Origin of the sequence: Microcystis sp. M_QC_C_20170808_M3Col, assembly GCF_007095505.1 — a bacterium.
Classification (GTDB): domain Bacteria; phylum Cyanobacteriota; class Cyanobacteriia; order Cyanobacteriales; family Microcystaceae; genus Microcystis.
Genome location: NZ_SFBY01000336.1, coordinates 1 through 8261, shown reverse-complemented (window position 1 = coordinate 8261; position 8261 = coordinate 1). Strand labels below are relative to the sequence as shown.

General features: G+C 41.0%; 6 protein-coding genes. 4 read left to right on the top strand and 2 right to left on the bottom strand.

The features are described from left to right. A partial coding sequence (locus EWV84_RS15425; RefSeq protein ID WP_287078716.1) for a transposase occupies positions 1-204 on the bottom strand: 204 nt, incomplete at its 3' end. A gap of 316 nt (positions 205-520) precedes the next feature. After that, the gene (locus EWV84_RS15420) at positions 521-898 is read right to left on the bottom strand and encodes a hypothetical protein (RefSeq protein WP_416361038.1); all 378 of its coding nucleotides are present in this window, start codon (positions 896-898) and stop codon (positions 521-523) included. On the opposite strand from EWV84_RS15420, the gene EWV84_RS15415 reads away from it, so the two are divergent. The 4 genes from EWV84_RS15415 to EWV84_RS15400 all read left to right on the top strand — a co-directional run. Then, positions 897-2003, top strand: coding sequence for a hybrid sensor histidine kinase/response regulator (locus tag EWV84_RS15415; protein WP_287078714.1), 1107 nt, complete (start codon positions 897-899; stop codon positions 2001-2003). The genes EWV84_RS15420 and EWV84_RS15415 overlap by 2 nt on opposite strands. Before the next feature lie 212 nt (positions 2004-2215). Next, positions 2216-5002, top strand: a complete 2787-nt coding sequence (locus tag EWV84_RS15410) for a cation-translocating P-type ATPase (RefSeq protein ID WP_287078712.1) — start codon at positions 2216-2218, stop codon at positions 5000-5002. A gap of 263 nt (positions 5003-5265) precedes the next feature. Continuing rightward, positions 5266-5679: a Het-E N-terminal domain-containing protein gene (locus EWV84_RS15405; protein ID WP_287078711.1), complete on the top strand. Its 414-nt coding sequence runs from the start codon at positions 5266-5268 to the stop codon at positions 5677-5679. Positions 5680-5702: 23 nt separating this feature from the next. Continuing rightward, positions 5703-8261 (top strand): nSTAND1 domain-containing NTPase (locus EWV84_RS15400; RefSeq protein WP_287078710.1); only part of this gene is annotated, 2559 nt, incomplete at its 3' end.

Below are 8261 nucleotides of genomic sequence, written 5' to 3'. Positions count from 1 at the left end.
CGTGGGTAAAGCTAAATAATCTGAGGTTTTAGATACCAGATGATAGAGTTGATTAAAACTCAGTTTTTGGGAGTTTTCAAAGAAATATTGGCGATAATGGTAGTTAGCTAGATTGAACAAATTTTTTGACAAGAAGGCATAATGGTCAATTTCTGACCATAAGGGATGGTTTTGACTGATAATATGACGTTCAACTAGCTTCATGTCTTGATTATACCTGATAACGTTCTTAAAATCTATCGGTGGCAAAAGTTACTTATTTTAGTTATCTAGCTACGGAAATGAGTAACTTGAAAAAGTTTTAGCTAGGTTTTTGGTTTCTGTAGTTAACCCCTAGTAAACCCACCGGGGACCTTTTTTGTCCACCAGTTCGCCATCCCTTGCCGTTGCGAGTATCCAAATGGACGAAACCACGCCGCGCCCCATACCCTAACGCTCCGAACCAGTGCAGATCAAGCCACGATTGAAACTGGAGTTTAGACTAAATGTTTACCTAAGCGGCGATCGCTAAACCTGAAGTTTATCCCAGTTTTTTTGGTCTGCCCCGACCACTATATTTTTCTGGCTCTCCCCACCAGCAACAATTAGAGCGGATTTGTATCAAACAATCTACTTCAATATCTTTCGTTTTATTTACATAAGAAGCATTCCCATATTCACTGTCTAACAAGGCTAATATTCGTTTATTAAACTGTTTACTTACTTGTTTTATTTGCCAAACGGCTTTACTAATTGGAGTTTCAAAACTCGTAATTCTTTCATGACGAATTGGTAATGCCCAACTCCCTTCTTCCTCTGGAATCCAAGCGATGGTACTATAACCTTGTCCCATAGCTACTTTTCCCGTCGCCGATGGTTGATGATGATAATCTCTGTTTAGTAAAGTGATAACCGGCATGACTCAACTCACATCGCGCCCTAGTGTCTTAATTGTCGATGATTTGCCCAATAATGTGCGGCTATTGTCGATTATGCTCACCGAGAAGGGATATCAGGTACGGAAAGCGATTAATGGACAGATGGCACTGAATACAGTGCGATCGCTAATTCCCGATCTGATCCTCCTCGATATTAATATGCCCGATCTCAATGGTTATCAAGTTTGTGAACAGTTAAAAGCTGATGAAAAAACCAGAGAAATTCCCGTGATTTTTATTAGCGCTCTTGATGATGTCTTAGATAAAGTCAAAGCTTTTCAAGTGGGAGGTGTCGATTATATTTCTAAACCTTTTCAAGGGGAAGAAGTGATGGCACGCATCGAAAATCAATTAACTATTTCTCGTCAAAAAAAACAACTCCAAAACGAAATTAAAGAACGTCAAAAAACTGAGGAAACTTTAGAAATTTATCTTCATGCCGTCTCTCACGATCTCCGCAATCCTGTGATCGGGATGTCAATGCTCTTAAATAATTTAATTAAAAATTCTCAGGAAAAAACTAAAGAAGTATCCCTGAATATTTTACAACAGATGGCCAACAGTTGCGATCGACAATTAACTTTAATTGATTCTCTCGTCGAAACCCGACAAAATGATCTTTGGGGAGTTTCCCTAGAACTAAGGCCTTTATCTCTCTACGAAATCGGTCAACAAATTAGTCAGGAATGGGAGTTAAGATTAAAGGAAAATCAAGCAATTTTAATTAATAATTTTTCCCCCGATTTACCTTTAGTTAATGCCGATGCTCACCATCTCTGGCGAGTTTTTGAGAATTTATTAGCCAATGCCCTTAAACACAATCCCCAGGGGATAATTATCACTTTATCCGCTAGACTAGAGGGCAATTATCTCCGGTGTAGTATTGCCGATAATGGCGTGGGAATTAGCGAAACCCAGAGAAAACAATTATTTGATCGCTATCAACGAGGCAATAATAATAATCAGATTAGTTTAGGACTAGGTTTATATCTATGTCGTCAAATTATCCATGCTCACGGAGGTGAAATTGGCATTATGAATAATGACGAAAAAGGTTCACAGTTTTGGTTTACTTTGCCCTACTAAGCTGTTGACTAAATAGGTAGATGTTAAAAACTTTCAGACACCCCCCTTATCAAGGGGGGATCTATCTTCAATTTAATTATAACCAGCTACTTATCTACATTACTCGTTAAGACTGTCTATGAGCAGGAAGAGCCAGTTTAAACATTTGTTTTTTCCTGTGACCGGGGAAAGAAACGGCTAAGATCTATCTAGATCAACTATCTTCACTTGCCATGGCCGCTAATGCCGACTATTCTGCCCATTCCAGCGTTAACTTGCAACAACCTTGGCATACCTATCCGGTGGAAACCACCCTATCTATCCTCGGTAGTTCGGCTGTTAATGGCCTCAATAGAGAGCAAATCGCCGAAAGAATTAAATATTATGGCAAAAATGAACTACAAGAACGTCCAGGGCGCAGTAATTGGCAAATTCTCCTGGATCAGTTTACCAATATTATGCTCCTCCTCTTAATTGCCGTGGCCATAATTTCCGGGGGACTAGATTTACTGGCATTACAGCGCGGTCATCTGGCTAAAATTGGCGTTCCCTTCAAAGATACGATCGCTATTTTAACAATTGTCATCCTCAATGGTATGCTCGGCTATCTGCAAGAAAGTCGCGCCGAAAAAGCTCTGGCCGCTTTAAAAAAACTTTCCTCTCCCCAAGTTAATGTTATCCGCGAGGGCCAACGCACGGAAATAGATGCGGTTAATCTCGTCCCCGGGGACATCATGCTGATTGAAGCGGGAACCCAAATCAGCGCCGACGGCCAAATTATCGAAGCTTTTAACCTGCAAATTCGCGAATCGGCCTTGACAGGAGAGGCAAATAGTGTTAATAAATCCGCCTCCATTGACCCCTTAGACCGGGATACTCCCCTTGGCGATCGCTTAAATTTTGTCTTTACCGGAACAGAAGTACTGCAAGGCCGGGCCAAGGTCATCGTTACCAATACGGGAATGACGACGGAATTAGGCAAAATCGCTCAAATGTTAGCAACAGTCGGCAATGAACCCACTCCTCTCCAAAAAAGAATGACTCACTTGGGTAATGTCCTTGTCGCTGGTTCTCTGATTCTAGTTGCCCTGACTATTACCATCGGCCTGATCAATGCCGGTTGGTCGGCCCTAGAGGAATTAGTCGAAGTTTCCCTTAGTATGGCAGTAGCTGTCGTTCCCGAAGGATTACCCGCAGTTATCACCCTAACTCTCGCCCTAGGTACCCAACGCATGGTCAAACGTCAGGCCTTGATTCGCAAACTGCCGGCAGTAGAAACCCTTGGTTCCGTTAATGTGATCTGTTCCGACAAAACTGGGACGCTAACGGAAAATAAAATGACCGTGCGGGAGATAGAGACAATTAATCGCAATTTTTCGGTGACTGGGGAAGGATATAGCCCAAAAGGACAATTTTTAGACTCCGAGCAACAGGCGATCGATCCCAAAACCGATCTAGAATTACATCATCTTTTAATTGCCAGTGTCCTCTGCAACGATGCCAGTTTAGACCTCGATAACGGTCACGATAGCATTTTAGGCGATCCCACGGAAGGAGCCTTATTAGTTTTAGGGGCGAAAGCGGGCTTAAATTTATCCCTAACCAAGCAAGAGTTCCCTAGAATCGCTGAAATACCCTTTTCTTCTCAAAGAAAGCGAATGTCGGTCATTTGTCAAGGAGTCAATCCCGTACTATTTACCAAAGGTTCCCCGGAATTAATCCTTGAACAATGTCTCTCCTATCAATCGGGATTAGAAAGTCTTCCTTTTGGAGATAGGGAAAAAGAACAAGTCTTAGTCGCTAACAATGCTATGGCTAACAGGGGTTTGCGAGTCTTAGGATTAGCCTATAAAAACCTGATTTATCCACCAGAATCAACTGAAATCAGCGAAGATGAGCTAATTTGGCTAGGAATGGTCGGTATGATCGACGCACCACGACCGGAGGTACAAATCGCCGTGGCTAGGTGTCGAGAAGCGGGAATCCGTCCGATCATGATCACCGGCGATCATCAATTAACGGCTCTAGCGGTGGCTAAAAGTCTTGGTATTGCCCAAGCGGGAGCTTTAGTCATCTCAGGACAAGAATTAGATAAATTATCACCAATTCAGCTAGAAAACCTCATTGACAAAACTAACATCTATGCCCGTGTCTCCCCCGAACATAAATTAACTATTGTCCGCGCTTTGCAAAAAAAGGGTAAATTTGTCGCTATGACCGGAGATGGGGTTAATGATGCTCCGGCCCTGAAACAAGCAGATATCGGTATTGCTATGGGAATCTCCGGCACCGATGTCACCAAAGAGGCTAGTGATATGATTCTCCTCGATGATAATTTTGCCACCATTGTCGCTGCTACGGAAGAAGGGCGAGTGGTTTATCACAATATTCGCAGTTTTATTAAATATATTCTCGGCAGTAATATCGGGGAGGTGATTACTATCGCTGCTTCGCCTCTTTTGGGTTTAGCTACTCCCCTAACTCCCCTACAAATTCTCTGGATGAATTTAGTTACTGATGGTGTACCCGCTTTAGCTTTAGCTGTGGAACCCGCTTCTCCTGATATTATGCGTCGCCCTCCTTTTAGTCCCCAAGAAAGTATTTTTGCTCGCGGTTTGGGCAGTTATATCGTTAGAATTGGGATTATTTTTTCGATTATTAATATCACTCAAATGTTGATCGCTGTGCGCTTGGATCCGCTTTTTGGTAATACTGGTTCATGGAAAACTATGGTTTTTACTACTCTCTGTTTAGCTCAGATGGGTCATGCCATTTCTGTGCGATCGAGCGATCATCTTACCATAGAAATGAATCCTTTGACTAATCCCTATCTCTGGGTAGCAGTAACCCTGACGACAATTTTTCAACTGATGTTAATCTATGTTCCTCCCCTGCGGGATTTTTTTGGTACTCAATTTTTAACTAAAGAAGAATTATTAATCTGTTTGGGATTTAGTACCTTGTTATTCGTTTGGGTGGAGTTAGAAAAATTATTTACCCGTTGGTATCATCGGCGATAATCAGGGAGCTTTTTTCAGTGTTCAGTAAACAGTAAACAGTAAACAGTGAATTGAAAACTCAAATCTGATAACTGATAAACCCCATCCACAGGGAAAACCCTTGTTTGGCTTTTTCAGCTACGAGCCTTGCATAGCAATACTTTTAAGACTTAGTGCCTTGGCTGTGAAATTCCAGTTCTCTAGCTGATTGCAGTTTGGCTTACTATTAAAAACTGATTTGATCTAAAATTGAGTCAGCAATATCTAATTTGGAGTCTCAGGCAATGGAACCGATTTCTCTAATTCTCGCTGCGTTGGCTGCTGGTGCGGCTGCTGCTGCTAAGGATACGGCAGGAACAGCCGTTAAGGATGCTTATGAGAGTTTAAAAGCGTTGATTAAGAAGAAGTTTGCAGAAAAAGGGAAAACAGATTCATCAACAATTTTAGATAAATACGAACAGAAACCTGAAAAAACGAAAGCTCTTTTGGAAGATGAGTTAGAAGAAGCGGGACTTAAAGAACTGAAGGAGGATGACGAAATTATTAAAGCAGCCCAAGAAGTAATGAAAAAAGAAGATCCAGAAGGGGCAAAAGAAGGTAAATATAATATAAATATTTCTGGTGGGGTTCAAAATGTTGTTGGTTCAAATCGAGGGACTGCAAGCCAAACAGTTACTTACAATCCTAAAAGTTCGTAGTTGCGCTTTAGCACCCAAACCTGATGAATGAGAATCAAGCCGGTAAAAATCTTAATATTGAAGGTGGGGTTCAAGCTGTCGCTGGTGAAAATCTAGGGACAGTCAATCAGTATATTAGCATCCAGAAATCTGAGATTGAAATTACCAATCAACCCTTAATTACGGGTTCACCTTATTTGGGTTTAAGGAAGTTTGAAGTAGATGATAAGGATAGGTTTTTTGGGCGAGATAATTGGATTATTGAGTTAACCGATTATTTAAAGCCAAAGAATGTTTTATTGCTTTTAGGTGCGTCAGGAAGTGGTAAATCTTCTCTCGTGCAAGCGGGTTTAATTCCTAAGTTAAAGGATGATTTTGGCGCAAATAGATTGGTTAATTTAACTTTTGTTCCTGATGTTAATCCCTTTGAGTCTTTTTATGGTTGTCTTTTGGCAAATAGATATAAACAATCCCAAGCAAAATTAGCACAAGCTGTTAAGGAAGATACTTTAATTAAGGTGGTTGAAGGATTAAAAAATAATTCTGATTTATGGTTTATTTTTATTGACCAATTTGAGGAATTATTCACTCGTACACCGAAGACAGAAAGGGATATTTTTATTAAAAGTTTGATTAAATTGATTGAAAAGAATAATAGTTTGGTTAAAATTGTGATGACGATGAGGGCGGATTTTTTAGATAAATTAAGTCCTTATCCCAGTTTAGGAAAAATCCATGATCAGTATAGCAAGATGTTAACGGATATGGATGAAAATGAGTTAAGATTAGCTATTGCTGAACCGGCGGCGAGAAATGGGGTAATTTTTGAACAGGGATTAATTAATCAAATTATTGCGGATTTTTATGAACAGGCTGGCTCTTTACCTCTGTTACAATATACATTAGATTTATTGTGGCAAAAAGATCATATTCAAGAGCGGGTTTTAAATATTAAGACTTATCAAGAGATTGGTGGGGTAACGGGTGCGCTAGAAAAACAAGCGGATAAAATTTATGGTAAATTTAATGAACAGCAACGGAAAGCAGCAGAGGAAATTTTTCTAGAGTTAATTAGTTTAGAAGGGGAAAAAGCGGTTAGCAGAAGGGCGGATAAATCGAGTTTTGAACAGGAGGAAATGCAAAGGGAGGTTCTCTATCAATTGATAGATAATCGTCTGTTGGTGAGTAAGGGAGAAGACGGGAAAGCAACGGTTGAGGTGGCACATGAGGCGTTATTACGTTCTTGGAAAGTGTTACAGGATTTAATTCGAGAAAAAGAGGAGATAATTGTTCTGAGAAGTCGTTTATATGCTGATGCGAAACAGTGGGATGATTTACAGAAGCAAGATGCTGTAAAAGCGAGTAGTGAGCTTTGGGGAGGTTCTAAGTTAGCTAAAATTGTTGAGTTTCAAAAGAATAATTCTCTGCCTAATTTAAATACTGTGGCGATTGAGTTTATTAAGGCGAGTATTAGTCAAGCTGAACGACAAAAAAATGAAAAAATTAGAACAGCGCGAAGGATTGCGGCGGGTTCCTTGGTAGCGGTGGTGGTTAGTACGGGATTGGGTTTGATGGCTTGGAAGCAGACAAGACAAGCAGAATTTAATCAAGCTGAGTCTCTTGGTAGATATTCCTTATCTCTATTGAATGAACATAAAAACTTGGAGGCTTTCGTCGAAGCGATTAAAGCGGGAAAAATTCTACAAAAGCAGCAGACGTACAACAAGGAGGTGACGAATGCCTTACAGGAACTTCTCAACCGCAAAAGTGAACGCAATCGCTTAGAGGGGCATGATAACTCTGTCTTAAGCGTTAATTTTAGTCCCGACGGCAAGACTTTGGTGAGCGGTAGTGATGACAAGACTATCAAACTCTGGAATGTAGAAACAGGCAAAGAAATCCGCACCCTCTATGGGCATGATAACTCTGTCACAAGCGTTAATTTTAGTCCCGACGGCAAGACATTGGTGAGCGGTAGTGATGACAACACTATCAAACTCTGGAATGTAGAAACAGGCCAAGAAATCCGCACCCTCTATGGGCATGATAGCTATGTCAGTAGCGTTAATTTTAGTCCCGACGGCAAGACATTGGTGAGCGGTAGTTATGACAAGACTATCAAACTCTGGGATGTAGAAACAGGCCAAGAAATCCGCACCCTCTATGGGCATGATAACTTTGTCTATAGCGTTAATTTTAGTCCCGACGGCAAGACATTGGTGAGCGGTAGTAATGACAAGACTATCAAACTCTGGAATGTAGAAACAGGCCAAGAAATCCGCACCTTCAAGGGGCATGATAGCTATGTCTATAGCGTTAATTTTAGTCCCGACGGCAAGACTTTGGTGAGCGGTAGTAATGACAAGACTATCAAACTCTGGAATGTAGAAACAGGCCAAGAAATCCGCACCCTCTATGGGCATGATAGCTATGTCTGGAGCGTTAATTTTAGTCCCGACGGCAAGACATTGGTGAGCGGTAGTAATGACAAGACTATCAAACTCTGGAATGTAGAAACAGGCCAAGAAATCCGCACCCTCAAAGGGCATGATAGCTCTGTCTATAGCGTTAATTTTAGTCCCGACGGCAAGACTTTGGTGAGC

Coding starts and splice junctions, on each gene's coding strand:
- EWV84_RS15415 (WP_287078714.1), top strand. CDS start 897: ATGACTCAACTCACATCGCGCCCTAGTGTCTTAATTGTCGATGATTTG.
- EWV84_RS15420 (WP_416361038.1), bottom strand. CDS start 898: ATGCCGGTTATCACTTTACTAAACAGAGATTATCATCATCAACCATCG.
- EWV84_RS15410 (WP_287078712.1), top strand. CDS start 2,216: ATGGCCGCTAATGCCGACTATTCTGCCCATTCCAGCGTTAACTTGCAA.
- EWV84_RS15405 (WP_287078711.1), top strand. CDS start 5,266: ATGGAACCGATTTCTCTAATTCTCGCTGCGTTGGCTGCTGGTGCGGCT.